Genomic DNA, 25880 nt, shown 5'->3' with positions numbered 1-25880 from the left:
TGGAGGTCAGGCGTGGTCGCCTTGGCCCTTGGGCTTGGGCTTCGGCGCGAGGTCGGAGGCGAACCGCCCGAGGCGGGCCTCAACGGGGTTGGCGGTGATCCAGTCCTCCGCGCATGCCTTGTGCACGGGCTCACCGGAGTGGGAGCGCATGGGCGTCCCCTGGCCGCACAGCGTGCAGGGGAGGTCCTGCCAGCGGTCGAAGTGCTGGCCGTCGCGCCAGACGAGAAGCTCGCCGGGAGCCGGGATCAGGCCCGGCTCGAACGGCGGCTTCTCCTTCTTCGTGCGTCCCCTGCGGGTCACGGCCGGAAGGCGGGCAGCTGCTGGAACACGCGATCCAGCAGGTCCGGCGTCGGCTTCCAGGGCACGACCTGCCCGCGCGCGGGGACGGGCAGGGGGAGCTCCTGGACGTCGTCGAGCACCAGGTGCCAGGCGCCCGGGTGCGCCCACTCCGAGCAGGGCGGCGCACCGTCGGGGTCTTGGTGGCAGTCGGTGATCCGGGCGACGCCGACCACGGCGCCGGTGACCAGCTGGCGGTCGCGGATCGTGCGGCCGATCAGCGGAGTTCGCAGGGCGGGCCGGTCGATGGTCTTGCTCGTGTGCAGCAGCACCCAGCCGGGCCGCCACCGCGTGGGCCGGTTCTCCACCGTCTTGGCCCCGGCGAGGATGCAGGCCGCGTACGGCTGCCGGATGCTGATGCCCCGGATCCAGTCGCCCTCGGGCAGGGTCGCGGTGCTCATGCGGCCCGCCCCCACACGGCCGTGCCCGGCCTGCCCGCCCGGCGTCCGTTGATGGACGGGACCGTGGTGTGCGCGGGGGTGGCGAGGACCGCGCGGCCGGAGTGCTTGCCGTCGTACAGCGCGGTGTCGGCCGCCCTCTGCAGGCCGGTCAGGTCGCGGGTGCCGAGGATGTCGGCGGCCGCGGCGCCGACCGAGGCGGCGACTTTGAGGGTGCGGCCGTCGTCCAGGGTGACTGGCGTGTGCAGCATCTGGACCAGCTGCGCGAGGCGCTGCTCGCGACGGCCGGCGGGCAGCTCCAGTACGACCGCGAACTCATCGCCTCCGAGGCGGCCCGCAGCGGCGCGCGGGCCCGCCCACGCGGTGATCCGGGCGCCGAACGCGGCGAGCACGGCGTCCCCGCCCGGGTGCCCGGCCGTGTCGTTGATCTGCTTGAAGTGGTCGGCGTCGACCATGACCACGGTCACGCTGTCGCCGTGCCGGGCGAGGATCCGGCGGGCGCGGGCGGTGTAGGCGTCGCGGCGCAAGAGTCCGGTCAGCGGGTCCTTCCGCGTGGCGGCGAGCCGCTTGTGCAGCGCGACGGCGTGCACCGCCCAGCCGGTCAGCGGCACGGCGGCGGTCGTCAGAAGGAGGGTGCGCGAGCCGATTCGGCCCCGGTGGTGCAGGACGGAGTCCATACTGAGGATCTCCCTCTCGTCTCGTACGGGTTGGGTGGGCCCGGGGCAGGCGACGGTTTCCACGCCTGGACGCCTGTCCCGGGGCAGAGCTACAGCTCGAAGGGGCTGGAGTTGAGCCAGCTGTACGGGCTCCTCCAGGGGCCGGCCTTCGCGGCGGGCCAGTCGAGCTCCCAGCCGGGCCGGTATCCGCAGGCGCCCCAGCCGTCCGGGCGCCCGTGGGGGATCTCAAGTCCGGCCTCCGCCGCGGTGCGTGCCGCGTCGTAGACCTCGTGCGCGGCCTTCACAGCGGCGCTGCGGCTGTCGGCCTGGCCGGTGAAGACGTGCACGCCTTCCAGGCCGGGGGTCTCGGTGCTCCGTATGGGGACGTCGACCTCGAAGTAGGGCAGGGTCATGACGTCCGTCTCCTCTCGTGATCGCGGTGGTTGAGGGACCACCGCGACCGCCCCAGCCCCGGCGGTGAGCCAGGGCCGGGGCAGCACGGAGGGTCCGTCAGCCTCGGATCGCTTCGAGGGCCTGCTCCTCGAGGTCGGCGCGCCCGTCGGGGTCGTCGTCCTGGTCGTCGCCGTTGTTGGGGCCGTGGACGGTGCAGACGATGTCCTCGTCGTCGTCCAGGTCGCCGTTGAGTGCGCGGAACAGGCAGGTGACGCTGTAGGCGGGCACCCAGGCGTAGCCGTCGCATTCGTCGTCGTGCGGGCACGGCACCATGACGTCGAACCCGACGTCGCCCTCGCCGTCCACGTCGGTGCGCAAGGCGAGGGTGAGGTACATCTGACCGAGGCGGATCTCTGCGACGCGGTCGCCGCCGGCGACGTTCGAGCCGGGCTTCCACTGCCACAGCGGCACGATCTCCTCGCCGAACATCCGGGCCACAAGGTTCAGGTCACCGAGGCCGTCGCTGCCGTCCAGGCCGAGGTCGGCCTGCCGGGCCCCGCTCAGGCGCTCCAGGAACGGCAGCAGCCGGTAGAGGCTCTCGGAGTAGACGACCTCGGTGAAGCCCTCCGCTTTGAGGCCGCGGCGCTGTGAGTCGACCATGTCCTTGCGCTGCCGGATGACCACTTCCTCCGGCACGCGGCGGTTGGCCGGCCGCGCGCCCTGCCGGTCTACGCACACCGTGCCGGGGGTGGCGACCAGGAGCGCGATGGGGAGCATGTTGTGCCGCTTGGCTGCGGCGACCAGCGGCCGCCTGGCCGCCTCGGTGACGTTGGTTGCGTCGACGACCGTGAACAGCCGGCGGCGCATCCTCGCCTCCAGGAGCAGGTGCAGGGCGGCGACCGCGTCGGCGGTGGCGTCCTGGTCGCCCGCGTCGTCGCTGACCGTCTCGCGCAGCGCGTCCAAGGACAGGACCTGCGAGGCGGGCCAGGTGTTCGCGATGGTGGTCTTCCCGGCCCCGGCGGGGCCGATGAGGACGACCAGGCTGTTCTCGGGCATCTGCGGGTAGTACGGCGCGGTCATACGGACTCCTTGGATGGTGAGGGTGCCGGGCAGCTCGGTGGAGGCGCTGCCCGGCGTGGTGGGTGAACGGGACGGCTTCGCGCGCCGTCAGCGGACGATCATGTGGGCGGGGTGGCCGTTCTTCATGTGGTCCACGCACTGCGGGCAGTCCTCGCGCGGACCGAGCCCGGCGTGGGCCTCGCGGCTGGCGTACGCGTGGAACCAGCACTGCGTGCACTGCCCCCGGGGCAGGTTCGTCGCTTTCGCGCTCGCCATCTCAGCTGTCTCTTTGCGGGTGAAGGGCGCGGGCAGACCAGATCAGGCGCTGCCCGGCGTCGTCGGTGATCAGGGCGGCGGCCTCGTGCAGCGGGCAGGAGGCGTCTCCGTCGCGGTCGGGCTCGATCTGCTCGGCACGGCGCGCGGCGGCGGTGAGCAGCTGCGCCACGGCCGCGAGGAAGCCGCCGGGCGGGTCGGTGTCCTCGATGAGCTCGCGCAGGATCGCGGCGAGCTCCTCCTGGTCGACGTCGTCGGCGCGAAGGTCGTCCTGGATCTGCTGGAGGGCCAGCGAGGCGATCCCGACCGAGGCGCGGACGCGTTCCAGTCGCGTCCGGGGCTGGCCGGTCACCGGGTGGTGGCCTTGGCCGTGGCGATGAGCGCGGCGACGGTCTCCCAGCCGTGGTGCCAGGAGTTGTCGAGGTGGAAGGCGCCGTTCATTCCGTGCGAGGCCAGCTTGTAGAAGTCGGTCTTGCCGGTCTTGTCGGCGAGCTTCTCCAGGACGCCGTGGCCGGGCACGCGGCGGTCCGCGATGTAGTGCGTGCCGAAGGACAGGGCGAGCGCGGCCGCGGCCGCGCCGGGGTGGACCCGGATGCCCAGCGCGCGGGCCCCGAGCCCGGCGACGACCGCCTGGGTGGCGGTGTAGGTGACGCAGTGGTGCAGGCACGCCTTGCGGCCGTCGGCGGTGCCGTGGGTGGTCTTCTCCTTGGTGGCCGGGTCCTCGTAGGTCACCGGGGCGTCGTCGGAGGCGCCCTTCACGCGGGCGCAGAAGTCGTTCTGGACCCAGAAGTCGCCGACCGCGCTGGCGGCGCGGGTCAGTCCGAGCAGGGCGGCGAAGACGGCGGGACGATGCATGCTGGAGGTCTCCTGATCTCGAAGAGGGTGAGGGAGCGGGGTGGCCGGCCCTTTGCCGATGCGCGGCCACCCGGCGGTCCGACCCCGGCCGGTGTGGCCGGGGTCGGGTCGTTCAGAACGGCGGGTCGTCCGGCCAGGCCGGAACGGGCAGGAGCCGGACGCGCAGCTCGCGCCGGTCCGACCAGCAGCCGCACGCCTCCATCTCCGGGTTCGCGCCGCCGACCCACCAGCCGCCTGCGCCCCGGCAGTCGGGGCAGGAACGGCGGGGCCGGGGCGTCAGCTCGATGCGGTGCCGGTCGGCGTACAGCCGCCAGTGGCCGGCCTTGAGCACGGACACGGCGGCGAACGGGACAGCGGCGGCGATCAGCAGGGCGGCGCGCAGACGGCCGCCGGTCACCGCAGCGGGATGGCGCGGCAGTTGACGGCGTGGCTGTTGGCGTCCGGCCGGATGCAGAACAGGAAGTCTTCCTCGGGCCGGTCGGAGGAGTCTCCGCAGCCGTGGCAGTTCCAGCGGTTCTTGTCCGAGTGCTCGCCGGGGCCGGTGACGTCCACGTAGCTGCCGCCGACCGTGATGAACCGGATCAGCAGGTCCTTGGGGCGGTCGGGCTCGGTGAAGGCGGCGGCGCGGACAGCGGTACTCATGGGCGGTGGTCCTCTCGGATCAGGCGGCAAGCAGGTGCTTGGCCGGGGGAGCGATGTAGGAGGCGGGGTCGGCGGGCGTGCCGTCGAAGCACTCCAGGCAGGACCCCAAGGTCTTCAGCGGGAGGCAGTGGAAGTAGCGCCGGCGGCAGGTGCCGCACGTCTGGCGTGCGGCCATGGCCTTGTCGAGCGCGGCTTCCTTCGCAAGGGTCATCGGGTGCTTCGGCTTCGCCAGGTCGATCCGGTACAACCACGCGAAGCGCTTGCCGCCGCGGCACTCGATCCGGGCGACGGGCTCCTGGCCGCCGGGGCGCAGTCCCATCTCCCGCAGTTGGCGGCGGGTGGCGAGGTTGTCGCGCCCGGCCTGCTTCCACCGGAAGACCGGTAAGGAGCCGTCGCCGGGGTCGTACGGGTCGACGTCGACCAGGTCCTGGTCCTGGTCGGCCATCACCTGCTCCAGGTACCGGGCAACCGGCGCTGAGGCAGCGGGTAGCGAGGTCCGGGACGCTGCGGGCGGGGCCGGCCGATCCGGCGGCGCGGGCGGGGGATGAGCACGAGCGGTTCCTCCTGGTGTCGGTGGACAGCAAGCACCGCGCCTCGCCGACGCCGTGCTGGTGTCGGCGGGGCGCGGTGCGAGGTGGCCGGTCGGCCTGTCCAGCCCTCGCGCACCCGCGAGCGGGGTGGGCGAGGACCAGGCGGAGCGACCGGAAGGTCAGTCCCGGAACGGGCAGCCGCTGTGCGGGTGCTGTTCGACGGCCGGGGCCGGGGCGGGCACGTGGACGTGGATCTCGGGCTTGACGGAGACCCTCGCCGGGCGGGCCGGACGGCCGACGCGGCGGCGCAGGGTCAGGCCGCGCATCGCGAACGCGGACAGGACCGTCCAGGCGAGGACCGCGAGGCCGACCGCGATGGGGCGGCTGGTGGCCGGGGTCGCCGTCCAGACCATGAACACGGAGGCCGCGCCCCACCCCGCCCACATCGCCCGCACCCCGTTGTTCCGGGAGAGGTGGCCGAGGACCAGGCCGGTGATGCCGGTGAGCAGCCACAGCGTGTAGACGGTGGAGGCCGCGACCGGGAGACCGGCGGAGTGCTGCGCGATGTAGGTGCGCACCGGCTGGTCGACGACGGCGAACACTCCGCTGGAGGTGTCGACGCCGACCTGCACCTTGGGCACGGCGGTGAGCAGCTGGTGCAGCCCCTCAAGGACGACTTCGCCGGCGGCCTTGGCCATCAGCACGACGAAGGACACTCCGGCCACCATCAGGACGGCCCGGAGCCAGGGGGCCATGTACCGGAAGCCGTCCTTGGGGGCGCTGAGGACGTCCTCCCACATCGCGTGCAGGACGCCGTCTTCCTCCCATGCCTCCTGCCACCAGGTGCGCAGTGCGGCGAACCGCGGCTCCTTGGGCGGGGCCTTCGGGAAGGGCACGGGGAGGTAGGCGAGCTCCTGGCGGTTGGCGCGGGGGGTGTTGTCGTTGGACTGCACGGGGCAACTCCAAGGTGTCGATGCGGGGTTCACGGAGCGTGCGAGTGGGCCAAGCTGTGAGCGACGGGATTGAAGAGAGGGGGCGGCTGCGATGGGGTGGTTCACCCGTGATGAGCCGGAGGAAGTCGTCTTCGAAGAGGTCGTGGACACGGACGGGCAGATCTGGCCCGCGTTCACCGACGACGACGGTGTGCTGTGGATCGACGTGGACTACGACGTCGAGGTGACGATCAACGGCGCGATCGTCGACGGGCAGATCCGGGGTGCCGAGGTCGATGAGCACGGCCGGATCTGGATCGACTACGACTGACCGCGAGGCCGGACGGCCTGTCCCGCACCCGAAGCCCCGGCCCGGTGGGCGAGGTGTCGGATACGAGGCAGGGCGCCCGGAGTTCAGCGGACGTCGTTGCGGGTGCGGGAGAACATCCCGCGCTGGTTGCTGGTGTTGTTGATCTGCGTGTTCTGGGTGACCGGGCCCTCGTAGACCGTCTTGGACACCGACCTTCGGGCCTTGCTGAACGCGCCGCCGATCGCGGTGGCGACCATCGCGACGCCGGCGAACGGCAGGGTGACCATGAGGACGCCGTAGAGCGTGACGGAGGCCAGGCCCTGGAGGACCAGCCAGGCACCGCAGCCGACACCGGTGATGCCGGCGCCGACGCCGATGGAGGCCACCGCGATCCCGGCCGCCCACGCGGGGACGATCCGCTTGTCGTCCTGATGGACGGGCGGGGTGTCGCCATAGGCGGGCAGCGGGGTGTCGTCGCGGAACGACGTCGGGATGTGCCGCACGGGCGGCATCTCGGGCTGGAAGGACCGGGCGATGATCCGCTCGGCTTCGGCCTTGGCTTCGTCGTCGGTGAGCGGGCGGGTGATGGGCTCGAAGTCCACGGTGATCTCCGTTTCGGGGCAGACGCGGGGCGCCCTCCCCGCCGTGGTGGCGGGGGAGGGCGCAGGGGGCGAGGGGAGCGGGGGCGGGGCTACTGCTGGGCGGCAGCGTCCTCGAGCGCGGCCGGCGTCGGGTACTTCAACGGGCGGCGGGTCTCGGAGCGGACCACCAGGCCGTCCTGGCGGCCGGTGCGCAGGAGGTCGGCGAGCAGGGCTCGGGCCTCGGTGGTGGTCGCGAGGATGTCGGTGGCGTCGTCGACGACCAGGACCAGGGGGCGGTTCATCGGGGTGTACTCCTTCTCGTTCGGCAGGGACGGGACCGGGGTGGTCAGAAGCTGCTGATCCATCCGGTGAGGGAGGACACGGCGCTGGTGATCGTGGGGGCGATGCCGGTGCTGGCGAGGAAGAAGCCGAACAGGCAGACGGCGATGCCCGGCATGATCCGCTGGTAGCCGGTGCGCACCAGGATGACGACGATGATGCCGAGCAGGACGACCACGGAGATCGACAGGGCCACGGGTATCGGTTCCTTCGGTGAGTGGATGGTGGGTGGGGGTCAGCTGTCGGCGAGCTGCCAGACGCCGCGCTTGACGGTCTTGGCCAGGCCCTTCGACTTGAGCTGGGAGCAGGCGTTGCTGACGCTGGAGGGCTGGAAGCCGGGCAGCGCCGCGCGCAGGTCCTTGAGGCTCACGGGCCCGTCGGCGAGCAGTTCGAGGATCTGGTCCTGGAGGCCGGGCTCCTCGCCGGGGTCGTTGCTGAGGCCGAACGGAATGTCGCCGAACGGCGCCGCGAACGGCGCAGCGGCCTCGCCGCCGCCCTCGCCCTCGTCGTCGGGCTGCGGGATGCCGGCCGCCGGGGTGCTGCCCGGAGCGTCGGAGAACGCCTGGGCGAGGGTGTCGCAGTCGGCGTACGGGTTGGTGTGCCGCACGCCGTAGATCGCGGCCCCGGCCTGCGCGGCCTTGGCCTCGCCCTCGGTCAGCCCGGTGGGCGGTTCGTCGCCGTACAGGGCGATCAGGTCGGGGTAGACCCCGTCCTTCTTCTCCGCGAAGAACGTGCGCATGAACTTGGCCCGGCCGTCGAGGAACATGTACGCCATGCCCGCGGTGGACTCGCCGTCCTCGTCGTCCTTGCCGGAGAACAGCGCCTCGATCTGCCCGTTCTCGTAGATCCGGGCGGGGATGTTCTCCATCTGGAAACCGGCCGGGGCGATGCCGTCCAGGCCCATCTCCTTGGTGGAGGAGGAGGCGGTGCGCATAAGGAACAGCGCGCCGACCTTGCCCTGCTGGCGGATCGCGTCGTCGTCACCGAGGTCCTTGAGGTGCAGGGACTGCACGGCGAGCCGGATACCGATGCCGACCTTGCGGCCGGTCTTCTGGATGTCGGCGATGAGGTAGGCGGTCGCCTTGCGCATCGCTTCGTCCGGGTGGGACAGCAGCCGGTTGATCTCGTCCAGCGTGATGTTGACGAGCGGCCACGGCCGGTTCAGGGCGAAGTCGCCGCGGCCCATCTCGTTGGAGATCCGCTCGCGGTACTTCATGACCGCGTGCGCGGCCGTGAGCATCAGGAGCGTCTCCACCGGGCCCTTGGCGAACCAGTCGACCCGGCCCTCCGCCTCCGGGAGGCTCATGCCGCCCTGGACGTCGCCGACCCAGGAGACGACGCCGGAGCGCTTCTCCGCGGCGAGGATCAGGTTCTGCAGGACGGACTTGCCAGCTCCCGTGACGCCGGCGGTGATGCCGCGCAGGGCGCCCTGGCTCGGGTCCCACAGCCGCATCCGGGCGGGCTTGCCGTCGTGGCAGACGCCGATGGTGACGCGGCCCTTGGAGTCCATCGTCAGGTCGTCGACGGTGGCCTTGCGGACCTTCATCAGCGGGTTCGTCTTGTAGATGGAGACGACGCCCTGGCGGATGCCGTCGGTCTCGATGACAAGCCGGGAGGGGTCGTCGATGCCGAAGGCGGAGCAGATCGCCGTGTGCGGCAGGTGGATTTCCTTGCCGGGAGGGGAGGCGACCAGCAGCACGATGCGGTGCGGTTCGGCCCGGTAGTCGATGAGGTCGACGCCGGGGGCGGCCTTGCCCGGGGCGACGACCGCGGTCTCCCACAGGCCGCGGATGCCTTCGGCGGCGGCCTCCACGTCCTCGGTGGTGGGGCAGGCGACCAGCCGCATCCGGCCGGGCCCGGAGAGCTGGATCGGGCGGATCCTCACGGTGCCGACCGGGAAGTCGAACGCGGCGGCAAGCTGCACCTCGGTGAAGGTGGGCACCGCCTTCCCGGCCTGGGCGACGACGACGGCCTCGAAGTCCGGCCGGTCGGCGCGGTACGGGGTGATGGACACCAGCCGGGTTCCGTCGCCGGTGGCCTGCTGCCACTTCGCGGCGAGGAACTCGGTGTAGGTCAGCGGCTCCCCAGGTCCGGCGCCGTGCTGCGCCTGGTGCTCGGTGACCTCCAGGACCAGACCGGCGCTGCGGGTGAGCGGCGCCATCCATCCCATCAGGGACGCCCACGCGGCCGGGGCGACGACCTCCCACCAGTTGAAGCCGGGGGCGATCAGGTTCGCCACGTAGGTGCCGGCGGCCGTCAGGAACGGGATCGCCCGCTGCGCCCGGGTCAGGACGCTCAGGCCCTGGTCGGGGTCCTTGGTCTTCGCGTACAGCCAGGCGAGGGTGCCCAGTCCGATCCCGCCGGAGGCGAGGTAGGACCAGGCGCTGTCGTCGAGCTGCGGGCCGACGGCCATCCCGGCCGCCGCGAGGGCGTAGGAGGTGCGTTCGGCCAGGACGCGCCGGTAGATGACGTGGCCCGGGACGCGCTTGGTGGTGTCGGCGGCCGGCGCCGCCTGGTCGATGGTGCTCAACACTGCCTCCGTTCAAGGGGCGGGCAGCAGCAGGGGCCGCGCCCGGGTGATCCGGGTGCGGCCCCTGCTGCTGCGGGATGGGATTGTCAGCTGCGGCGGCCGGTGCGCCGGTAGTAGCCGGGCTTGGCCTGCCGGACTCCGGAGCCGTTGGAGGCTTCGTAGCCGGGGCGGTACTCACTCTCGTGCGCCTGGTTGAAGCCGCGGGCGTCGGTGTCGACGGCGTCGGCGGCGTTGACCATCTCGCCGGACGCCTTCGCTACCCCGGTCAGGTGGGTGGCGACGTCCTCGATCATGGAGATGAACTGGGGCTCGACTTCGGCCTGGTGGTTCATCTCCGACAGGCGCAGGGCCGCGTTGCCGTTGGCCTGCATGTGGGAGCGGAGCAGGTGCATGCCCTCCTTGAGGAAGAGGGCGGAGGCCGCGAGTTTGGCGGTCCGGCCGGCCAGGGCGAGGAAGCCGTTGCCGCTGCTGGCGCCGCCGCTGGACATGCCCGGGATGGCCGGGAGGTTGTCGCTCACGTGATCTCCTCTCAGTTCTCGTTGTGGATGCGGGCGGCGGGCACGGCCAGGCCCATGTCCTCGGTGGCCTGCTGCAACGGCCGGTAGGCGTCGAACATCGCGTTCTCCGTCGACTCGGAGAGCTCCGCCGCCGTCAGCGACTTCGTGGACATCTCGTCGGCCTTGCGGGCCAGCAGTTCCATGGACTCCGCCAGCTTCGTCATCGCGGCGCCGGTCATACGGCCGATGACGTTGTGCGTCGAGCGCAGGTCGGCGGCGAGTTCGTCCAGCTCGTACCGGATCTCGCGTGCCTTCGTGGCCAGCTTCAGGCACGTCTCGTGCGCGCTGAAGGACTGCTTGGTGAGCTCCTCCAGGACGTCGAGCGTGTCGTCGAGGGTGACCTCGGTCTCGTGCTGCGCGTCCATGTCCGCGATGGCACCGCTGCCCCACCGCTTGATCCAGGAGTCGCGCTCCGGGTTCGCCGCCACGAGACCGCCCGTCTTGGACGCGTCACTCACGCTGTTCTCCTTCGTGCTCGAGGTGCCGTCGGGCACGCCCGCCCCGGGGGAGTCGACCCGCTCGACTGTGATCGGGCCGGCCGGGGCGGAGCCCGCGGTCGCCATGCCCATCGCCTCGAACGGCGACAGGCGACGTGTTCCGGTGCCCGGCACCGTGCCCCCGCCCGTGGAAGGCGCAGCGGTGGCGGGCCCGGTGACCACGGCGACCGGAGTTGGCGCGGCCGGGCCAGACGTCGGGGCCGGGCCTCCGACCGGGACGGTGGTGGTGCGCATCCGGGCGCGCTTGCGGGCCCGTGCCTTGGCCGTGGACCAGGGCGTGCGGCGGGTCGGCGCCTTCGCGGCCGGGCCGAGCGGCGCCTGCGCGGCCGGACCGGCGGGCTTCGTGCTGCCAAACTTTGTGGTCTTGGTCTTCGGGCCGGTCTTCTTCTTCGGCTTCTTGACCTTGACCTTCGTGACGATGGGCGGCCGCATCTTCTTGCGGCGGCGCTTGAGCCGCTTCTCAGCGGTCTCGTGCACCGCCTCGCCGAAGGTGGTCCGGCCGCGCGCCGCTGCCTTCCTCGCCGCGTCCATCTTCTTGCCGTACTCGCGGTCGAAGCGCCGGCACTTGCGGCAGCGGCAGCCATAGGAGTCCGACGCCGCCATGGTGCCGTGCGCGATTCCCGGCGTGAGCTTGACCTTCTTGCCCTTGCGGGACTTGCCGCCCGGCGCCTTGGGCACCGAGGCCGGGCCGGTACCACCCTTGCCGGAGCGGGTCTTGCCCTTCTTCCCGCCGCCGCGCTTGCTGCCGGGCGCCGTGGTGCCCGCGCCGCTGCTGCCCTTCCCCTTCGGCTTCGTCTTCGGGCCGGTGCCGGAGGTGGTGGTGCCGGGCTTCTTGCGCAGGATCCCGGACGGCCCGGTCGTACCGCGCGGCGACTTCTTCGTCCCGCTCTTGGGGCCGGTCCCCGAGCCCTTGCCGGTGCCGGGCCCCTTCGAGCTGGTGGTGCCGGGCGTGCTCTTCCCGCCCGACCCCGTGCCCTTGCCGGGGCTCTTGGTGCCGGGGCCGGTCGTCTTGCTGGTGCCCGTCCCGGAGCCCGGTCCGCGCTTCCTGCCGCCGCCGGACGAACCGCTGGCCCCGGCCCCGCTGCCAGGACCGCGCTTGCGGTTCGTGCTCGTGCCTCCCCCGGAGGAGCCGGACCCGCCGCCGCTGCCGGGGCCGCGGTTCTTCCGGCCGCCACCGCCGCCGCTGTTGCTCGGGCCCTTGCCGCCGCCGGAGCCTCCCGAACCGCCCGAGCCGCCGGACGATCCGGGGCCGCGGTTCTTCTTGAGGTTCACGCCGCCGCCCTGCGAAGTGCGCTTGAGCGGGGTCACGCCCGAGCCGCCCTTGCCGCCGGAACCGGAGTTGGAGCGGCCGGGCCCGGAGCCACCGCCGCCGCGCCCGCCCCGGGAGCCGCCGCCAGAGCCGCCGGCGCCGCTGGGGGAGCGGGTCGTCGACCCGCCGCGACCCCGGCTTCCCGAGCCGCTGGGCGAGCCGCTGCCGCCTCGCCCGGACCTGCCCGGACCTGCGCCGCCGGAGCGGCCTCCCGGGCCGCCAGGACCGCGCTGGAGGGTCTTGCGGCCGTACTCGTGGCTGGGCTGCACCTGCTTCTTCGAACCGCCCCCGGAGGAGCTGTCCTTGGCGGTGCTCGCGGTCTTCGCGACCGCTTCACGCTGCTCCCGGTTGGCCCGGCCCGCCGCGACGGCGGAGTGAATGCCGCGCATGGCCGCCAGGGACACCGCGAGGATCGCCGCCAGGGACAGCGAACCCAGACGCGGCGCGGCGGGCTGCGCACCCTCCGAACGGAAGGTCGCCGGGACCATCGCGCCGCCCGTCGCGGAGGTCGCGGCGGGCGCGGCAGCGGGCTCCGAGTCGCCGGAGAACGGGGTGCCGAGACCGGGCTCGGGCAGGGCCGCGATGACGTCCATCGGGTCGGTTCGCATCGCGGGTGCAAACGCTTCGGGAGTGGCCGGAGAGGTGTCTGCGGGGGCAGCGAACGGCACGTCGACCGGGGCCGAAGCAGGGGGTTCCGCGGGGGGTTCCGCGGGGGGTTCGGCAGGGGCGGTGTAGCCCACGCGGGGGAAGTGGATCAGGTTGTTCGGGCCGTCGTCGTCGGCCATGACGTCTCCCTCTCGGAGTTGACAGACGGTCACCGCCTGGGGCACCCTCGCGCGCGCACGACACGCGCGCGCCTTGGGGTGCTCCAGGCGGCGAGGAAGAGGCGGTGATGAAGAAGAACTTCGTCACCCTCCGTTGCGCTTGAAGAAGTCGTGCAGCTCCTCGGTGAGCTTGCGCCACACCTCGGGACGACCCTCGCGTTCGGCCTTGATGGCCAGGGTCCGGCACGCGTCGTACCAGACCCCGGCCCGCTCCTTCTCGGTCGTGGCTTCCGCGATCCGCGCGTTCCAGTGCTTCGCGCGGTTTTGCGTCTGCCGAGGCGTGCTCAACCCTGCTCTCCCTTCGGGAAGTAGTCGTTGATCGAGGCGGTCGGCCGCTCACCGCCGGCCGCCATCGGCCACTGCTGCCAGGGGTTGTCCGGGGCCACGAACTCCGCCGGCCTCGCCTGCCCGGCCGCGCCCGGCGCCTGGTCGGCCGGGGGGTTCAGCGAGGTCACCGTCTTGTCCAGGGACTTGGCGACGGCGGCGCCCAGGGCGGCCTGCCTGCCCTGCTTGCGCTCCAGCTTCCGGGCCTCCGCCGCGGCCCTGCGCTGGGGGAGCTCCAGGACCTCGTTCTTGTAGGTCGCGTACAGGGCCTCCGCCTTGCTCGCGGCCTCGCCGGACGCCTTCTGCATGGCCTTGAGCTGCCGCGACACCTTCCAGGCGCGGAGCTTCTTGGCCATCCAGCGGTCGCCATCGATCGGCGTCTGCTCCAGGCGCCGACGCACGATGTCGGCGATCTGCCCGTACTGCTGGGCGTCGCGAACGTGCTGGTCGCGGACGGTCGCGGTGAAGGCCCGCAGGCCCTCATCCGTGAACAGGGCGTTGATATCCATGAGGTGCGGTTCTCCTTCTCGGGGCGGGGGCGATCTGGGAGGCTTTGTCGTGGCGTTTCGGCGCCTTCACCGCGTCCCCGAGGTGTTGACGGCATCTCGGGGGCCGGTGGAACCGTCGAAACTTCGGTTCATGCAGGTCAGCGCCGCTTACGCGGCAGCAGACGGGGGTGGCACCACCAGCAGTCGGGACCGTGGTCGTACGGACTGCGGGAGTGGACGATCAGGAACGGCGTGGCCAGCACGGTGGCCAGGGCCACCAGGGCGAGGACCACGCCGACCGCGTACATCGGGATACTCATCTCGAACACCTCACTTCGGAGAATCCGCAGGTCACTGCTGGGGTCGGTAGCCGTCGGCGATGAGCGCGACGGCCTCCTGGCGGTACTTGGAGGCGGTGTCGGTGGACGACACGTCGAACTCGCGCTGGACGTCGGCGATCGAGACGACCCGGCACAGCTCGCGGTGGATCCCGTCGGCGTCCAGGCCGACGAACACCGCGCCGGCCACGAACGCCATGCGCGCGACCTTGCGGACCGCCCGCTCGCGCGGCGTCAGCTTCGCGGCGTCCTCGATTTCGACCGCGCGCCGCTCGACTTCGGCGGCGGCGAGCCGGGCTTCGGCAGCGGCGTACTCGGTTTCGGCTTCACGCTTGCGGGCCGCCTGGGTGTTCGCGTCGGCGGTCGCCTTGCGCTCGTTCTCCTCCGCCGTGAGCCGGTCGGCTTCGGCGGCGCGGCGGCGGGTTTCGGCAGCGGCCTTCTCCGTTTCGGCGGCGACCCGATCGGCTTCGGCAGCACGCTGCCGGGCCTCCGCGATCTCCGCCGTCTCGATGGCCTGAGCCTCCGCCGCGGCGACCCGGTCGGCCTCCGCCGCGAGCCTCCGCTTCTCCGCCGCCTGGCGCTCCAGCTCCGCCGCGCGGACGTCCGCGGCGGCCTTGGCCTCGCGCTCCTGGGCCTCCTTGCGCTCCGCCTCCGCCTCGCGGGCGCGGGCTTCGGCGATGACGGCCGTCTCCAGCGCGGCCTCCTCCAGCTCAGCGGCCCGCTCTGCGGCGCTGACCTGGGCTCGGGCGTGCGCGCGGGCCTGGCCGGTCTCGCCCTCCACCCGGGCGCGGACGGCCTCGAGCTTGCCCTCCGCCTCCAGCCGGTCGGCTTCGGCCTTCTTACGCGCGAGCTCCCGGCGCGTCTCCGCGTCCAGGCGCCGGCGCTCCGCCTCCTCCGCGCGGGCCTCAGCAGCACGTTCCTGCTGCTCAGGCATCGCGAGGGCCTCAGCGACGGTGTAGCCGTGGGCGGCCATCTTCATCGGCAGCAGTTCGTCCTCGGTGGCCTTGCCGAGGTCGCCGTCGTACTTGCGCTTGAGCCACTGCTCGTAGCCGATGAGCTCCTGCTGGCGCCGGATCATCTCCGGGTAGGAGGTGACGTTGTGCAGCCGCATCCGGCGGTAGAACCGCGGGGTGGCGATGGGGGAGAGGATCCAGCGGTGCAGCGGGATCCGGTCGGCTGCCGTTCCCGCCTCCAGCCTGGCCTTTTGGATGATCAGGCGGCGGGCGGCCTCGACGCCGATCACGAACAGGATCGGCATGACGCCGTGGCTGGCGGCCTGGACCGGGTCGGTGCCGATGTGGCCCTGTGAGCTGGCGTTGAACCAGATCGTCGCGCCCGTCATGGCGTGCGCGGCCATCCGCAGGAGCGGCCACGGGGTGCCCTTGCGGATCAGGTACAGGTCCAGCGCGAGGAACGCGATGATGCTGGCGTCGACGCCGACCGGGAACCAGGGGGCCAGTTCCTCGCTGAACCCCCAGCTCAGGGCAACCTTGGCCAGGGTGCTGTAGGACATCGCGAAGCCGATGACGCCGACCAGCGTGCCGCCGAACGCGGCGACGAGCGACAGGGCGGTCATCAGCCGGTCCCGGTTGGGCTTGATCCTCTTCCGCTTGTCCGTCCGCGAAACGCCCCGGGCCGTACCCGAAACCTTCTCGGGTGCGCCCGAAGCACGGTCCGGCGGGTGCGAAGCGGGGGTGTCGGGAGCCGCGGTCTGCGGCATGTCGGTGATCGTCATGGGGGCCTCCGGAAGGGGTCGTTCAGGGCGGGGTCGAAACGGCGGCCGGTGCTCCCGAAACGCGAGGGGTGCGTTCCCGAAACGGCGGCCGGTGCGGGCGGTTGATCACGAAACTGGCACCGGCACTACCCGCTCCGGGCGCACGAAAAGGCCGGCCTCCCGAGGAGCGGGCGACCGGTGCGGGGGAGCGCTGCGGGGCGGGCCCGAAACTGCCTGCCGCTCCCGCCGGGCGGGAACGAAATCAGCTCTCGGGGAACCGTGCGCCGTGCCGCATGAGGTCGGCGGTGGTGATGCCGAAGTGGCGGCACCGGTCGATCAACGGCTGGAGCGCGCTACCGCCGGCGAGCGCCTCGGGCGAGCCGACGCCGTACCGCTCCTGCGTGGCGAACAGCTCGTTGAGCGCGGTCGCGGTGCGGGCGGCGTGCTGCTCGAAGCGGCCCTCGCCCACCCACTCCTCCGCGATGACATGGAGGGTGGTGCGCCAGCTGCCGCTGTAGTCCTCCGGCCCGATCGGCGGGATGTCACTGCCGAAGATCGCGAAAGCGGCGGCCTGGGCGGCGGCTTCCGTGCCGGGCTGGAGCGGGGTCATCGTCGTGGCCATGGGGCCTCCCTCGACTGTGGTCCGGGCTGTCCGGCTCCCCGTCACCGCCCGTCCCGGCCACCGTGGTGCAGCGGCCGGTGCGGGCGGATCAGGCAGCCGCCAGACCGGATCAGGCAGCCTTAGTGCGGTTGCGGGCGGCGCGGCGCTTGATGCGGCGGCGGTCGTCCTCGCTCATGCCGCCCCACACGCCGTGGGCCTCGCCCATCTCCAGCGCCCAGGAGGCGCAGCGCTCCAGCACCGGGCACCTGCGGCACACCGACTTGGCCTCCTCAATCTGCAGGACGGCCGGGCCGGTGTTGCCGATGGGGAAGAACAGCTCGGGGTCCTCCCGCGTGCAGGCGCCGTCCTCGCGCCAGTTGGTGTTGACCGGCAGGTCGGCGTCGGGGGCGTAGCTGGTGCGTACGATGGAGTCGCGATTCATCAGGGCCTCCCAGAAGGTCCAGAGCAAGAAGTCAGCCCCGGGGTGGCCGCCCCGGGGCTGTTGCGTGTTGTGGCGGCCTGACGGCCGGAGCGGGCGGGAGCTCCCGGCGCTCTCCGCCGGCCCCGGCCGGGAAGGCGCGGGGACGACGGGCAGGGCCGGGGGCGGCGCTGCTTGGATGTGCGGGCGGTCAGCGGCGGTTGTTCTCCGACCGGCGGTTCTGCTCCGCGTTCTTCCGCGACAGTTCCTCGCGTTCGGCGTCGGTGAGGCTGGTGATCACGCCGCCACCTCCCAGCCGGTCGACGCCGGCGCGGTGTTGAGAACGAGGACCAGGGCGACGTCGACGCGAGCAGCGTCCTCGGGCTCATAGCCCTTGGCGTCGTCCTCGCGCTCGATCTCGTCGATGATCCCGGCCTGCGGCTGCGCCGCGGTGCGTGTCATCCTGTGCTGCATCAGGTCCTCCGATTCAGGTCCTGGACAGCCCGTCGGGCCGCAATCCCAAGGGCTGTCGCGATCACTCCCCACTTGGGGAGCTGACTGCTTGTACGAGCAGCCACGGCCCCGGCCGCCCCACTGCGGGGTGGCCGGGGCCGTGGTCGTTCGTCCGGAGCAGGTCAGCTCGCGCGGCGCTCAGGGTGCAGCGTCGTAAGCGGAACCGGCGGCGCTCCCAGCGGCGCGGCACCGGCGGGCAGCTGCGCGCGGAGGGTGTCGGCGTCGCGGACCGCGGACTCGGTCGCCGCCCACTGTTCCTTGCGCAGCAGCCACAGGGGCCGGTCGTTGCCGCGCTCGTCGGCCGCCGACGCCTGCTTCCGCGCGGCGATCTGGCTGACGGCCGGGGTGACCGCGACCTTGGGCTTGCGCCGCACGGTGGTCCGGCGGCGGTGGCCGGTCTCCGTGTGGCCGTCCTGGAGGCGCTCCTGCCACTTCTTCACCGTCACGTCGACCGTGACCAGACGGTTGCTGCCCAGGCGGCAGCGGACGGCAGCGTCCTTCCACGTGCGGCCGGTGTCGTGCGGCACGACCTTGGGCGCCGTGCTCCGGAGGCCGGTGATCGGCACCCACGTCTCGCAGTCGGGGCAGATCAGCGATGCGCAGTCCCGGCGCAGGTCGTACTGGTGGGGCTTGAGGGCGGACAGGGCCAGCGGCGGGCGGGAGTTGAGAGTGCGGGAACGGGTCCGGCTCCGGCGGGGCCGGGCGGTGCGCTCAAGGGTCGAAGCAGACATCTGAACTCCTCACGGGCAGAGCGGCAGGGGGGCGTCGCGATGCTCTCTCCGCCCTCCGGGCCGCACGGCCCAAGGCCGGCGTCCCGCAGGACAGACAGCGCACAGCGCTGCAACGTGCACACAAGTCGTCGCGGCCGTCAGGCTCCGGGGGAGTTCGATGGTGCTCTCGCGTCCTCAGCTCGCCTGATGACGTGCCCCCAGCGAGCTGAGGGCTACCCCGGCCGCCCCGGAGGGCGGACGACTACCTGGGCAACTTCGATATCGAAGTTGCAGTACGATGGTGCGTGATCTCTCTATCGATGTCAAGCACTTCGATAGAGATGTTTCCTCGCTATGTGAGTCGCGAGCCGTAGCTGACGCTGAGCATCGAAGCCCTTAGGATCGCTAGCGAAGTTAGGAGACACATGGCAGGCGGAAAGGGCTCTGAACAGCCCAGATACCTCCAGATCGCTGACGAGCTGAAGGCTGCGATCGAGCGAGGGGACTACCGACCCGGTGATCGACTGCCGGGAGAGAACGCCCTCGCGCCTCAGTACGGCGTCGCCGTGATGACCGCACGGCGAGCACTGCGTGCGCTCACCAACGAAGGGCTCGCGGAGTCCCGGAAGGGCGCGGGGGTGTTCGTCCAGGCTTTCCGCCCCATCCGGCGACGCGGCATCCAGCGCCTGGCGCAAGACCAGTGGGGCGCCGGTAAGTCGATCTGGTCGGCTGACGAAGACCGCCCCCTGACGGTCGACCAGGTGTCCGTACAGGAGGTCGTTCCGCCGGCGCACATTGCCGAAATGCTCGGCCTGGGCGCTGGCGAGACTGCCTGCGCCAGGTCCCGGCGCTTCGTCCTGGACGGCCGGCCGGTCATGCTCGCCACCTCGTACCTGCCCTACGCCCTGGTGGAAGGTTCGGCGATCACTCAGGCCGACACAGGTCCGGGAGGAACCTACGCTCGCCTCGCTGACCTCGGACACGGCCCGGTTCGCTTCCGGGAGGAGATCCGCGGACGGCTGCCCACTGCTGAGGAAGCAGCCACGTTGGGCATGTCCCCTGAGCGTCCTGTCTTGAAGATGTGCCGGACAGCCTTCGACGCCCAACAGCGAGTTGTTGAGGTCAACGAGATGACTCTCGACTCCGCGTCGTACGTCCTGGACTACGAGTTCGATGCCTGACGGCACGCAGGACTCGGTGCGAGCGCGGCACTGGGTTGTGCCCGGGATCGCCATGGTTCCTCCGGCCGGAATTGCGGGTGTGGATCAACAAGAAACAGCATCCGCACCAGGGGCCTTGAGCGAGATGTCCGACCGTGGAAGTGGTGTAGCAACAGCGTGGCAATAGCGCCGCTGATACCTGGAAGGTGACCGCCAAGGGGGTGTGTAGTGATCGCTGTGGACAGGTGGACAGGTGAGGAGGCGCTGCTGTTGCGGTCGGTGATGCGAGCGTCTGTGCGCGAGTTCGCCGGTCGCCTCGGCATCAGCCCTCGGACCGTCTCGAACTGGCAGCGGAACAAGACGAGCGTCTGCCGTCCCCAGATGGCGCAGATCCTGGACACGGCGCTCCTCCAGTGCACCCCGGCTGAGCAGGAGGCGTTCAGCCTCCGTCTGGCAGCGCTGCGTGGAACGGCAGCTCCCCTCAACGCGGAGTCGGCAGCGCGTCCGGCACCGTGCACGGTCGTCTCCCACAAGTTCTTGCCGGTGTACCTCGGTGAGTGCAGTGCGCCCCTCTACGCTGCGGGTTCGCCAAGCGAGCCAGGGCCAGGCGGCCTGAAGCAGCGAGTCCTGCCGGCTGACCATCACTCCGCGCAGTCGTCGACGGTGTACATCTACGCCTGCGGTGTCGCAGTGGTGCATCTCGAGGAGCACCACCGTCTCGAGTCGTTGACCGAGCTGGCGTTGTGGCGTTACCGCACCTACCTGAAGGAACCGGGCTGGGTAGGCGAGTGGATGGCTCACCTGCTGGCCCGCCACGGCGACGACAAGGCGCAGCCTGCCCAGTCGCTCATTCCGCAGTATGTGTTGTCGGCCTACGAGCTCCGCACGCATTCCTGGTCAAGCGCTGGCCTGGACACGGCTCTCCAGCTGCTTGCGACGCCATCAGTGCTGGTCAACCGGCAGAATCCGGCAGATGTGGTGCCGCTCGGGCCGGGGGTAGAGGAAGCCAAGTTCCGTGACGGCTGGGCTCACCCCGAGGCCGTGACGTTCGACGGTGGAGTCTCCCGCGGCGTCGTCGGCTGGTCGGGTGTCGCCTATCACCCGCAGCAGGACGAACGGGCTCTGACTATGAGCCAGATTGTGGCCCTTGAGCTCGACGTGCAGGCCCTCTGGGCTCTCTCGTCGCACATCCTGCACACGATCGAAGACGGCCAGGACCCGGTGATGCCGACGGCCTACGGCTGGCGCTTTCTGCGCAGCGCCTACTTCCGGCTCACTACCGCGCGCCCCACTGAGACCGCCCAACACCGTGTGATGCGCGAGGCCATCCTGGCCACCAGCGAACTTCCTGATCGGCTGCGCGCCGCCCAGGACGCTCTCCGAGACAGCAATCCGTGACGGCCATGTGGAAGGCGGAGTGGGTGGACCCTCGATCGACAGCGCTGCTGGTCATTGATGTGCAGCAGGGCTTTGTCAACCAGCACAGCCGCGGAGTCATCCCCGCGGTTGTTCGGCTGGTGGAGGGCTGGCAAGCAGCTGGCGCTCCCGTGGTGCTGTCGCGGTTCCACAACGAGCCCGGGTCACCGTACGAGACGATCACGGGATGGACGCGCTTGCGTACTCCCGAAGAGCAAGCCCTCGTTGCTGACCTGGTCCCCTTCGTTGCCAGCGCCGCCGCGATCATCGACAAGCCCCAGTCGTCAGTGTTCACCCCCGAGGGTGCCCGGACCATCCGCGAGGCGGGCTGGACCGATCTGGTGCTGTGCGGCATCGACACAGACGCGTGCGTCTACGATTCCGCTGTTGCCGCCTACCAGGCCGGATACCGGCCGTGGATCGTCACGGACGCTTGCGCCTCCACCGGCGGCGCCCGCTACCACGACGCCGCGCTCCTGCTCGCCTCCCGAAACATCGGCGCTGAGCAACTGGTCACCAGCGAGGTCGTCTTGTCCCGAATCAGCGGAACCCAGGGAGCCCACGCATGAACACACCGCACGAGACAGATGTGCTGGTAGTCGGCGCCGGCCCGTCAGGCGTGGCGGCCGCGGTGATGGCGGCCAGCCTGAATCTTCGAACGGTCGTCGTGGAGGCCGGTGCAGTAAGCGGCAAGCTGCATGTCATCGGGGCGCTGGAGAACGTCCCTGGCAACTGGTCGACCGGTCCCCAGCTTGCTGAAGCCCTTGCCGCCGACCTGGATCGCCTACAGCAGGCTGACCGATGCTCCGTCATGCAGGGCCGCGCGGTCAGCGTCACCGGCTACGACGACCGGGCGGAGCTCGTACTCGAGGACGGACGCGCACTCAGCGCACAGCTGATCGTGGTCGCCACCGGCGTGACCACCCTGGCCCCGCCCGATGCCGACTGGATCAGCGCTCCAGCGCGTTTGTCCGTTCCTCCGCTGTGGCGCACCAAGCCTGCAGACCTAACAGGCCGGACCTATGTTCTCGGAGGGGACCGTCCCCTCGGAACGTGGCTCCGCACCCATCCGCACTCCTCAACGACGCTTCATGTCCTCTGTCCGCCGGCGGATGACTACAAGATCGCCGAAGTGGCGGGGGATGAGCGCGTGCGCATCGTGCCCGTCGCTCACGTCGCCCTGTCGCCCCTGGCCTATGGAGACGAGTGGACCTTGCAGGTCAAGGACCGGCAGGGGGAGCACAAGTCCTACGTTGCCAAGACGGTGTTGAACAACCTCGGCAACGCACCAGCAAGTTTGGAGGGCCTCGTCGCGAGCGAGGACGGCTACTGCCCTCCCGGCAAACAGCACCCCCGTATCCGGGTCGCCGGCGACTTGCGGTCGGCCCAGTTCCAACGCATCACGACGGCACAGGGCTCTGGGGCAGAAGCTGTGCTCGCGTCCTACTACGCCTCGGTCCTGAAGCCATGCTGAGGCTTGATACCCACCGCCCTATCGACGTATCCGTGCGTGGTAGCCAAGATCGATCCCGTGGTGTATCTTTCAGGGAATCGGTGATCATGAGAGGTTGGGGCATGTCCGACGCGGATCCCATGCAGCGGGTCAACGCTCTCCTCGACGACGTCCTGCCGACACCGCGCGTGCGGCAACAGCTGCGCCTCGCTGCAGGGCTCACCCAACAGGAAGTCGCGGACGCCGTGGGCGTGAAACGCCTGGCCGTAGCCCGCTGGGAGCTGGGCCAGACCCACCCCAGGCGGCCCCATCGCGCCGTCTACATCCACCTACTCAAGGGGCTCGCGGAGCGTTTCCCCGAGGTCGCTGAGCTGAATGCAGGCAGCACGACGCCGGCCTCCGAAAGGGGGTCGGGATGACCTAGCGGCCATCGGCCGCGCGCGCCAATCAGGTGGAGGGCAATCCACTGTGGCCCCGCGCGGCCCGTCTCGCCGACCATCAGGTCGGCCGCCCAGTCCCCGGTTGGCGCCGGTTCTGGGCTCCAGCTCATCGAGCTGGTTCTTCTCTCAGCAACACCCCGCCTTGGCAGGCGGGCACCCGGTCCGCTTTGGCAAGCGGGCCACCCCGGCTCTTTAAGGAGCCCCTTTGGCAGGGGGCCTCTGTTGAGCCACAGCGTCACCCCGGGTTCCGGCGGCTTTGGCAGGCCGTCGGTGCTCGGGGCTCCATCCGTACAGAGCGCTCGCCGCGGTCGGGTCCCTTGGCAGGGGCCTGGTCGCGGTCGGGGCGATCCATATGAAGGTTGGTGTCCCCGCCATAGTGCACGAGATCGGTGTCTTCTGTCAGCTCGACCGTGTCCGATTCAGCCTGGTTCGAGCCCCCCGCCCTTCCCGCGTGACGAGATTCGCTCACCCTGTTTGCCCTGTTCACGCCATTAATCACGAAGATTCTTGGGGTCGGAGTGTCACACGGACCCCGGTCCGCGACACCAATACCAAGAGGGGGGCCCATGTCCTCCTGACGGCGCCAGCCGCCGCGGTGCTCCGGAGCTCCGTCCCGTGGGGCGGGACACGATCCGAAGTTCCTGCCCGCCGGGCGGGAGGGAGCGGGGGGTTCGCCGCTGCTCGGACTCTGTCCACAGGTGGCCTGCGCAAGGCTGCCGAGATGATCTCTTTCTCGCATGTGCGGGTGGGCCGGTGAGCGCCGTGGCGGCGTCGGCCGCCGTGCTCCCGCGCCCGCGCACGAAGTTCGCCGGCGGAGCGTCGCGTCGTCGGCTGCGGTCGGTTCCGGCGCAGGCCGGTCCGGTCGCGCGGCTGGAGCTGGGTAACCCGCTCCAGCTGTCGAAGACGATGCGGGCCCGGCTACTCGCGGCGGTGCGCGCGTTGGTGACGTCCCCGGCGCTGGCCGGTGCGTCGGACGGCGCGCGGCTGGCGTCGGTGGTGCTGACCGCGAAGGCGGATGTGCGCAAGGACTTCGAGACGTCGATCTGGGCGGCGGAGCTCGGGCGGTGGCTGGGGGTGTCGCAGTCGACGGTCGCGCACACGGTGCTGCCCGAGCTGCGCGGCGCCGGGTTCCTCGGCTCGAACGTCGCGACGAACGCCTTCGGGCACGCGACGGGCCTGGAGTGCTGGGTAATCCCGATGTACCGGGCGCAGAAGGCCGGCGACCGGCGGCACCCGCTGGCGCTGTCCCGCTCGGAACTGGCGGTGCTGCTGAGCCTCATCGAGGTGCTGTTCGGTCCCGGGTGGGCACCGAAGGACAAGCCGGTCGTCCCGGCCGGTCTGCTCGCCGGTCGTACGGGCCGGGGCGCGGCGACGGACCGGCTCGGGCTGCTGCTGATGGTGCTGACGACGGGTTCGGCGGGCTGGCTGCAGCTGTGCCCCGGGTCGGTGGACACCAGCCGTGGGCGTCCGGCGGCGACGGTCGCGCGGCTGCTGGGCTGCACGGCGGCGGCCGGGGCGAAGGTCCTCAAGCGCCTCCAGGAGCACGGCGTCGCGGACGTGGTGCGCAAGGAGACCGGCTCGGGCCTGAACGCGCAGTCGCGGGTGCGCCTGGTGCCGGTTGCCAAGGCCCACGGCGTGGCCGTGCGGGAGGCCCGCCGGGCGGCGAAGGCCCTGATTTCAGACCTCGCCGGTACTGCATCCGGAGATCTTGAGTCGGGCGAGACCGACGAATCCCCTGTGACGACTGGGGTGGAGGGCGCCGAACAGGGCGGGATGGCCGGATCGGCAGACCTCGCCGCAACTGCACAGCACCACGCTCTCCACGCTTCTGTGGTTACTCCCGGTGGTTCTCTTGTGCTCTCTGGTGGCTTTTCCGGCGAAGGCCGTGGTGGGAACCACAGTCTGCCGGACCGCGCGTGCGTGCGCGAGGACGGCGGCCCGCTCCGCGGGGAACAGCAGGAGAAATCCCCGTCGATCAACAGCGAGAAGCCCGGCCGCGGGCCGGTGGCCAACGGTCCGGTGCGGATCGTGGTCGGTGCGGGTCAGGGCAGGCAGCAGCGGGGGAGGGTGCCGCTGCCGCCGGAGGATCTGCGGACCGTCCTGGCCCCGGTGGACCTGGTGTGGGCGCGCCTGGAGCGTCCGGCCGCCCGCCGCCTGGTGGAGGTCGCCACCCGCAGCGAGCTGGGCAGGGTTGTCGGGTTCGCCGGCCGTGCGGACGCGCCGCAGGTCCTCGCCGACCGGCTCGCTCGGCGCCTGGCCGACCAGATGCGACTGGCCGGGCCGATCAAGGACCCGGTGGGCTGGCTGATCGGCGTCGGTCTGCCGCAACGTCAGCAGTGCGGCGACGTACGGTGTGACGACCGGGTGCTGCTCGACTCCGGCCAGGACTGCCCGCGCTGCGAGGAGAAGCAGGCCGACCGCCGGGACCAGCGCCGCGCGGTCGCGGCCGCCGTCGACGCCGCGATGCCCGGCGCCTCGGAGGCGGAACGCCGGGCAGCCACCGCCAAGCAGCTGCACCAGGACGTGACGGCCAGGGCGTGGGCGCAGGTGCACGAGTGGGACCAGGTCCGCGCCCGGCAGGCCGCCGCAGCTCAGGCCCGTGCCGAAGCCGCGGCCTCGCACCCCGAGGACCAGGTCCCGGCCACGCCGGTGGCCCCGGTCGTGCTGCCCACGCCCCGCCCGGCCGCCGCGCTTCAGGCCCCGGAGGTCGCGGACGTCGACGACGACCAAGAGCTCGTCCTCGAGGACCTGACCCGCGAGCAGGTGCTCGACTGGCGCACCCGCGCCGCGCACGACCACCAGATCGTCCACGACCACATCGCCCGGTACGGCGAGCACTCCGCGCAGCGCCTGTTCACCAGGTCGTTCGTCGCAACCGTGCAGCGCCTCTCGGGCCTCGGTCACCTGGACCTCGGCTACACCCCGTGGGGGCAGGCATGAACGGGCAGCGGCACACGGCGGCGATGTGGGAGCTGAGCCGCCGGGCGTTCCCTGAAGCGGATGACGCGTCGGCCTCGATCGAGGTGAGCCACGCACAACGCCGCCGCCCTGCGCCAGACCAAGGTGGAACGCACTGCCCGGAGGCCGGGACGGCAACCACCGTGCCGCAGTCGGCTGCGCTGCAGACCACGGCGTGAGCAGCGCGCCTGTAGGAGGGCGGCATCGACGCGGTTGGTTCCAACTATTAGGTTCTCAAACGGAGGTTCGAATTTTGAGGTTACGAGAAGCGATCGAATGCGTGCGGATACCGGCATCCGTGCCCCGGTGTCCCGGTAGGGGCGGCA

General features: G+C 71.4%; 33 protein-coding genes. 7 read left to right on the top strand and 26 right to left on the bottom strand.

The window, feature by feature from the left end:
* Window positions 1–6: 6 nt before the first annotated feature.
* The 12 genes from ACIRPP_RS29835 to ACIRPP_RS29780 all read right to left on the bottom strand — a co-directional run bounded on the left by ACIRPP_RS29835 (window position 7) and on the right by ACIRPP_RS29780 (window position 6095).
* A complete protein-coding gene (locus ACIRPP_RS29835) occupies window positions 7–300 on the bottom strand; it encodes a hypothetical protein (RefSeq protein WP_403649184.1) in 294 nt (97 codons plus the stop codon).
* Complete coding sequence (locus ACIRPP_RS29830; RefSeq protein ID WP_403649181.1) at window positions 297–737, bottom strand: hypothetical protein; 441 nt, start codon at window positions 735–737, stop codon at window positions 297–299. Before ACIRPP_RS29830 ends, ACIRPP_RS29835 begins: the two co-directional genes overlap by 4 nt.
* Window positions 734–1411 carry a GGDEF domain-containing protein gene (locus ACIRPP_RS29825; RefSeq protein WP_403649178.1) on the bottom strand — a complete coding sequence of 226 codons (678 nt, stop codon included), beginning with the start codon at window positions 1409–1411 and terminating at the stop codon, window positions 734–736. The genes ACIRPP_RS29830 and ACIRPP_RS29825 overlap by 4 nt, the downstream gene beginning before the upstream one ends.
* Before the next feature lie 89 nt (window positions 1412–1500).
* A complete protein-coding gene (locus ACIRPP_RS29820; protein WP_403649175.1) occupies window positions 1501–1803 on the bottom strand; it encodes a hypothetical protein in 303 nt (100 codons plus the stop codon).
* 97 nt (window positions 1804–1900) lie between these two features.
* Window positions 1901–2863 (bottom strand): AAA family ATPase, encoded by a 963-nt coding sequence (locus ACIRPP_RS29815; protein ID WP_403649172.1) that lies wholly within the window; start codon window positions 2861–2863, stop codon window positions 1901–1903.
* 87 nt (window positions 2864–2950) lie between these two features.
* Complete coding sequence (locus ACIRPP_RS29810) at window positions 2951–3118, bottom strand: pRL2-8 (protein ID WP_403649169.1); 168 nt, start codon at window positions 3116–3118, stop codon at window positions 2951–2953.
* 1 nt (window position 3119) lies between these two features.
* Window positions 3120–3467 (bottom strand): hypothetical protein, encoded by a 348-nt coding sequence (locus ACIRPP_RS29805; protein WP_403649166.1) that lies wholly within the window; start codon window positions 3465–3467, stop codon window positions 3120–3122.
* A complete protein-coding gene (locus ACIRPP_RS29800; RefSeq protein WP_266081897.1) occupies window positions 3464–3970 on the bottom strand; it encodes a hypothetical protein in 507 nt (168 codons plus the stop codon). The genes ACIRPP_RS29805 and ACIRPP_RS29800 overlap by 4 nt, the downstream gene beginning before the upstream one ends.
* A gap of 112 nt (window positions 3971–4082) precedes the next feature.
* Window positions 4083–4367 (bottom strand): hypothetical protein, encoded by a 285-nt coding sequence (locus tag ACIRPP_RS29795; protein WP_403649161.1) that lies wholly within the window; start codon window positions 4365–4367, stop codon window positions 4083–4085.
* Window positions 4364–4612, bottom strand: a complete 249-nt coding sequence (locus ACIRPP_RS29790) for a hypothetical protein (RefSeq protein WP_403649158.1) — start codon at window positions 4610–4612, stop codon at window positions 4364–4366. Before ACIRPP_RS29790 ends, ACIRPP_RS29795 begins: the two co-directional genes overlap by 4 nt.
* A 19-nt stretch (window positions 4613–4631) precedes the next feature.
* On the bottom strand, window positions 4632–5057 hold the full coding sequence (locus ACIRPP_RS29785) for an RRQRL motif-containing zinc-binding protein (protein ID WP_403649155.1): 426 nt from the start codon (window positions 5055–5057) through the stop codon (window positions 4632–4634).
* Between the two features lie 264 nt (window positions 5058–5321).
* The gene (locus ACIRPP_RS29780; protein WP_403649152.1) at window positions 5322–6095 is read right to left on the bottom strand and encodes a hypothetical protein; all 774 of its coding nucleotides are present in this window, start codon (window positions 6093–6095) and stop codon (window positions 5322–5324) included.
* 91 nt (window positions 6096–6186) lie between these two features.
* Here ACIRPP_RS29780 and ACIRPP_RS29775 point away from each other — a divergent pair, with 91 nt between their 5' ends.
* A complete protein-coding gene (locus tag ACIRPP_RS29775) occupies window positions 6187–6405 on the top strand; it encodes a hypothetical protein (protein ID WP_164441989.1) in 219 nt (72 codons plus the stop codon).
* Window positions 6406–6488: 83 nt separating this feature from the next.
* Here ACIRPP_RS29775 and ACIRPP_RS29770 read toward each other — a convergent pair whose 3' ends face one another.
* The 14 genes from ACIRPP_RS29770 to ACIRPP_RS29705 form a co-directional block, all read right to left on the bottom strand.
* Window positions 6489–6986 carry a hypothetical protein gene (locus tag ACIRPP_RS29770; RefSeq protein ID WP_145872462.1) on the bottom strand — a complete coding sequence of 166 codons (498 nt, stop codon included), beginning with the start codon at window positions 6984–6986 and terminating at the stop codon, window positions 6489–6491.
* Between the two features lie 89 nt (window positions 6987–7075).
* Window positions 7076–7330, bottom strand: a complete 255-nt coding sequence (locus ACIRPP_RS29765) for a hypothetical protein (RefSeq protein WP_403649148.1) — start codon at window positions 7328–7330, stop codon at window positions 7076–7078.
* The gene (locus ACIRPP_RS29760) at window positions 7312–7500 is read right to left on the bottom strand and encodes a hypothetical protein (protein ID WP_403649145.1); all 189 of its coding nucleotides are present in this window, start codon (window positions 7498–7500) and stop codon (window positions 7312–7314) included. The genes ACIRPP_RS29765 and ACIRPP_RS29760 overlap by 19 nt, the downstream gene beginning before the upstream one ends.
* Before the next feature lie 39 nt (window positions 7501–7539).
* The gene (locus ACIRPP_RS29755; protein WP_403649142.1) at window positions 7540–9834 is read right to left on the bottom strand and encodes a winged helix-turn-helix domain-containing protein; all 2295 of its coding nucleotides are present in this window, start codon (window positions 9832–9834) and stop codon (window positions 7540–7542) included.
* Between the two features lie 86 nt (window positions 9835–9920).
* Window positions 9921–10352, bottom strand: coding sequence for a conjugal transfer protein TraB (locus ACIRPP_RS29750; protein WP_403649139.1), 432 nt, complete (start codon window positions 10350–10352; stop codon window positions 9921–9923).
* A gap of 11 nt (window positions 10353–10363) precedes the next feature.
* Window positions 10364–12982 (bottom strand): hypothetical protein, encoded by a 2619-nt coding sequence (locus ACIRPP_RS29745; RefSeq protein ID WP_403649136.1) that lies wholly within the window; start codon window positions 12980–12982, stop codon window positions 10364–10366.
* Window positions 12983–13105: 123 nt separating this feature from the next.
* The gene (locus ACIRPP_RS29740) at window positions 13106–13309 is read right to left on the bottom strand and encodes a hypothetical protein (RefSeq protein ID WP_037970934.1); all 204 of its coding nucleotides are present in this window, start codon (window positions 13307–13309) and stop codon (window positions 13106–13108) included.
* Window positions 13306–13854 carry a hypothetical protein gene (locus ACIRPP_RS29735; RefSeq protein ID WP_403649133.1) on the bottom strand — a complete coding sequence of 183 codons (549 nt, stop codon included), beginning with the start codon at window positions 13852–13854 and terminating at the stop codon, window positions 13306–13308. The genes ACIRPP_RS29740 and ACIRPP_RS29735 overlap by 4 nt, the downstream gene beginning before the upstream one ends.
* A 137-nt stretch (window positions 13855–13991) precedes the next feature.
* The gene (locus tag ACIRPP_RS29730; protein ID WP_403649130.1) at window positions 13992–14153 is read right to left on the bottom strand and encodes a hypothetical protein; all 162 of its coding nucleotides are present in this window, start codon (window positions 14151–14153) and stop codon (window positions 13992–13994) included.
* A 31-nt stretch (window positions 14154–14184) separates the two neighbouring features.
* The gene (locus ACIRPP_RS29725) at window positions 14185–15906 is read right to left on the bottom strand and encodes a DUF2637 domain-containing protein (RefSeq protein WP_403649127.1); all 1722 of its coding nucleotides are present in this window, start codon (window positions 15904–15906) and stop codon (window positions 14185–14187) included.
* A 241-nt stretch (window positions 15907–16147) separates the two neighbouring features.
* On the bottom strand, window positions 16148–16507 hold the full coding sequence (locus ACIRPP_RS29720) for a hypothetical protein (protein WP_403649125.1): 360 nt from the start codon (window positions 16505–16507) through the stop codon (window positions 16148–16150).
* Between the two features lie 109 nt (window positions 16508–16616).
* Entirely contained in the window at window positions 16617–16928 is a 312-nt protein-coding gene (locus ACIRPP_RS29715; RefSeq protein ID WP_164444060.1) for a WhiB family transcriptional regulator, read from the bottom strand.
* A gap of 273 nt (window positions 16929–17201) precedes the next feature.
* Window positions 17202–17366 carry a hypothetical protein gene (locus tag ACIRPP_RS29710; protein ID WP_164444057.1) on the bottom strand — a complete coding sequence of 55 codons (165 nt, stop codon included), beginning with the start codon at window positions 17364–17366 and terminating at the stop codon, window positions 17202–17204.
* A 173-nt stretch (window positions 17367–17539) separates the two neighbouring features.
* A complete protein-coding gene (locus tag ACIRPP_RS29705; protein WP_164444061.1) occupies window positions 17540–18148 on the bottom strand; it encodes a hypothetical protein in 609 nt (202 codons plus the stop codon).
* Between the two features lie 404 nt (window positions 18149–18552).
* Here ACIRPP_RS29705 and ACIRPP_RS29700 point away from each other — a divergent pair, with 404 nt between their 5' ends.
* From ACIRPP_RS29700 to ACIRPP_RS29675, 6 genes are all read left to right on the top strand, one after another.
* Entirely contained in the window at window positions 18553–19308 is a 756-nt protein-coding gene (locus tag ACIRPP_RS29700; protein WP_164444062.1) for a GntR family transcriptional regulator, read from the top strand.
* A gap of 207 nt (window positions 19309–19515) precedes the next feature.
* The gene (locus tag ACIRPP_RS29695) at window positions 19516–20685 is read left to right on the top strand and encodes a helix-turn-helix domain-containing protein (protein WP_403649120.1); all 1170 of its coding nucleotides are present in this window, start codon (window positions 19516–19518) and stop codon (window positions 20683–20685) included.
* Window positions 20682–21272 (top strand): isochorismatase family cysteine hydrolase, encoded by a 591-nt coding sequence (locus ACIRPP_RS29690; protein WP_403649117.1) that lies wholly within the window; start codon window positions 20682–20684, stop codon window positions 21270–21272. Before ACIRPP_RS29695 ends, ACIRPP_RS29690 begins: the two co-directional genes overlap by 4 nt.
* Window positions 21269–22177, top strand: a complete 909-nt coding sequence (locus ACIRPP_RS29685; protein ID WP_403649114.1) for an NAD(P)/FAD-dependent oxidoreductase — start codon at window positions 21269–21271, stop codon at window positions 22175–22177. The genes ACIRPP_RS29690 and ACIRPP_RS29685 overlap by 4 nt, the downstream gene beginning before the upstream one ends.
* Before the next feature lie 101 nt (window positions 22178–22278).
* Window positions 22279–22575, top strand: a complete 297-nt coding sequence (locus tag ACIRPP_RS29680) for a helix-turn-helix transcriptional regulator (protein ID WP_391967004.1) — start codon at window positions 22279–22281, stop codon at window positions 22573–22575.
* Window positions 22576–23349: 774 nt separating this feature from the next.
* Window positions 23350–25536 (top strand): hypothetical protein, encoded by a 2187-nt coding sequence (locus tag ACIRPP_RS29675; RefSeq protein WP_403649111.1) that lies wholly within the window; start codon window positions 23350–23352, stop codon window positions 25534–25536.
* Window positions 25537–25880: the final 344 nt, after the last annotated feature.

Origin of the sequence: Streptomyces sp. NPDC101219 (genome assembly GCF_044767675.1) — a bacterium.
Taxonomy (GTDB): domain Bacteria; phylum Actinomycetota; class Actinomycetes; order Streptomycetales; family Streptomycetaceae; genus Streptomyces.
Note: the sequence above shows the minus strand (reverse complement) of the source record. Positions and strands in the feature narration are given on the sequence as shown.

Bases quoted from the DNA above. Each gene is read 5' to 3' on its own strand.
- ACIRPP_RS29725 (WP_403649127.1), bottom strand. From the start codon at position 15,906: ATGACGATCACCGACATGCCGCAGACCGCGGCTCCCGACACCCCCGCT.
- ACIRPP_RS29820 (WP_403649175.1), bottom strand. From the start codon at position 1,803: ATGACCCTGCCCTACTTCGAGGTCGACGTCCCCATACGGAGCACCGAG.
- ACIRPP_RS29800 (WP_266081897.1), bottom strand. From the start codon at position 3,970: ATGCATCGTCCCGCCGTCTTCGCCGCCCTGCTCGGACTGACCCGCGCC.
- ACIRPP_RS29745 (WP_403649136.1), bottom strand. From the start codon at position 12,982: ATGGCCGACGACGACGGCCCGAACAACCTGATCCACTTCCCCCGCGTG.
- ACIRPP_RS29775 (WP_164441989.1), top strand. From the start codon at position 6,187: ATGGGGTGGTTCACCCGTGATGAGCCGGAGGAAGTCGTCTTCGAAGAG.
- ACIRPP_RS29680 (WP_391967004.1), top strand. From the start codon at position 22,279: ATGTCCGACGCGGATCCCATGCAGCGGGTCAACGCTCTCCTCGACGAC.
- ACIRPP_RS29735 (WP_403649133.1), bottom strand. From the start codon at position 13,854: ATGGATATCAACGCCCTGTTCACGGATGAGGGCCTGCGGGCCTTCACC.
- ACIRPP_RS29685 (WP_403649114.1), top strand. From the start codon at position 21,269: ATGAACACACCGCACGAGACAGATGTGCTGGTAGTCGGCGCCGGCCCG.
- ACIRPP_RS29785 (WP_403649155.1), bottom strand. From the start codon at position 5,057: ATGGCCGACCAGGACCAGGACCTGGTCGACGTCGACCCGTACGACCCC.
- ACIRPP_RS29825 (WP_403649178.1), bottom strand. From the start codon at position 1,411: ATGGACTCCGTCCTGCACCACCGGGGCCGAATCGGCTCGCGCACCCTC.
- ACIRPP_RS29705 (WP_164444061.1), bottom strand. From the start codon at position 18,148: ATGTCTGCTTCGACCCTTGAGCGCACCGCCCGGCCCCGCCGGAGCCGG.
- ACIRPP_RS29700 (WP_164444062.1), top strand. From the start codon at position 18,553: ATGGCAGGCGGAAAGGGCTCTGAACAGCCCAGATACCTCCAGATCGCT.
- ACIRPP_RS29765 (WP_403649148.1), bottom strand. From the start codon at position 7,330: ATGGATCAGCAGCTTCTGACCACCCCGGTCCCGTCCCTGCCGAACGAG.
- ACIRPP_RS29830 (WP_403649181.1), bottom strand. From the start codon at position 737: ATGAGCACCGCGACCCTGCCCGAGGGCGACTGGATCCGGGGCATCAGC.
- ACIRPP_RS29710 (WP_164444057.1), bottom strand. From the start codon at position 17,366: ATGACACGCACCGCGGCGCAGCCGCAGGCCGGGATCATCGACGAGATC.
- ACIRPP_RS29720 (WP_403649125.1), bottom strand. From the start codon at position 16,507: ATGGCCACGACGATGACCCCGCTCCAGCCCGGCACGGAAGCCGCCGCC.
- ACIRPP_RS29715 (WP_164444060.1), bottom strand. From the start codon at position 16,928: ATGAATCGCGACTCCATCGTACGCACCAGCTACGCCCCCGACGCCGAC.
- ACIRPP_RS29815 (WP_403649172.1), bottom strand. From the start codon at position 2,863: ATGACCGCGCCGTACTACCCGCAGATGCCCGAGAACAGCCTGGTCGTC.
- ACIRPP_RS29730 (WP_403649130.1), bottom strand. From the start codon at position 14,153: ATGAGTATCCCGATGTACGCGGTCGGCGTGGTCCTCGCCCTGGTGGCC.
- ACIRPP_RS29790 (WP_403649158.1), bottom strand. From the start codon at position 4,612: ATGAGTACCGCTGTCCGCGCCGCCGCCTTCACCGAGCCCGACCGCCCC.
- ACIRPP_RS29810 (WP_403649169.1), bottom strand. From the start codon at position 3,118: ATGGCGAGCGCGAAAGCGACGAACCTGCCCCGGGGGCAGTGCACGCAG.